The organism is Stenotrophomonas sp. YIM B06876 (assembly GCF_030711595.1).
Taxonomy (GTDB): Bacteria; Pseudomonadota; Gammaproteobacteria; order Xanthomonadales; family Xanthomonadaceae; genus Stenotrophomonas.
The window spans coordinates 1-1,256 of the sequence record NZ_JAUJUJ010000232.1 but is presented as its reverse complement, the minus strand read 5'-3'; the positions used below and the strand labels follow the sequence as shown (position 1 = coordinate 1,256).

Below are 1,256 nucleotides of genomic sequence, written 5' to 3'. Positions count from 1 at the left end.
CCGCGCGAGGTGGTGCTGGTGTCCAAGGACATCAACATGCGCGTCAAGGCGCGCGCCCTGGGCCTGCCGGCCGAGGACTACCAGAACGACAAGGCGCTCGACGACGACGACCTGCTGTATTCGGGCGTGCTGGCGCTGCCGGCCGACTTCTGGAACCGCAACGGCCAGGCCGTGGAGAGCTGGCAGAGCGGCGCGCACACCTACTACCGCATCAGCGGCCCCATCGTGCCGCAGCTGATGATCAACCAGTTCGTCTACTTCGAGGCGCCCGGCGAGCCCAGCCTGTACGCCCGCGTCAGCGAGATCCGCGACAAGACCGCCGTGCTCAAGACGCTCAAGGACTACGGCCACGCCAAGAACGCCGTCTGGGGCGTGACCACGCGCAACCGCGAGCAGAACTTCGCCGTCAACCTGCTGATGGACCCGGAGGTCGACTTCGTCACCCTCACCGGCACGGCCGGCACCGGCAAGACGCTGATGGCGCTGGCCACGGGCCTGACGCAGGTGCTCGACGAGCGCCGCTACACCGAGATCATCATGACCCGCGCCACGGTGAGCGTGGGCGAGGACATCGGCTTCCTGCCCGGCACCGAGGAAGAGAAGATGGGCCCGTGGATGGGCGCGCTCGACGACAACCTCGAATTTTTGGCCAAGGGCGACGGCGGCAACGCCGGCGAATGGGGGCGCGCGGCGACCAACGAGCTAATTCGCAGCCGCATCAAGATCAAGAGCATGAACTTCATGCGCGGGCGCACCTTCCTGAACAAGTACGTGATCATCGACGAGGCGCAGAACCTGACGCCCAAGCAGATGAAGACCTTGATCACGCGCGCCGGCCCGGGCACCAAGATCATCTGCATGGGCAACCTGGCGCAGATCGACACGCCNGAGCATGAACTTCATGCGCGGGCGCACCTTCCTGAACAAGTACGTGATCATCGACGAGGCGCAGAACCTGACGCCCAAGCAGATGAAGACCTTGATCACGCGCGCCGGCCCGGGCACCAAGATCATCTGCATGGGCAACCTGGCGCAGATCGACACGCCCTACCTGACCGAGGGCTCGTCGGGCCTGACCTTCGCGGTGGACCGCTTCAAGGGCTGGCCGCACAGCGGCCATATCACGCTGGCGCGCGGCGAGCGCTCGCGCCTGGCGGATTTCGCGAGCGAAGTGCTGTAACAGCACCACCACCCATCAAAAGAGCTGCCAGCGCATGGCTGACATGCGCTGGCAGCTCTTTTTTTGATATCTATCG

At 65.0% G+C, this 1,256-nt stretch carries 2 pseudogenes; both read left to right on the top strand.

The annotated features are described in order from the left end of the window. Positions 1-887, top strand: a pseudogene (locus tag QZH66_RS16345) (PhoH family protein); the annotation flags it as partial. Between the two features lie 2 nt (positions 888-889). Further along, positions 890-1,180, top strand: a pseudogene (locus QZH66_RS16340) (PhoH family protein); the annotation flags it as partial. Positions 1,181-1,256: the final 76 nt, after the last annotated feature.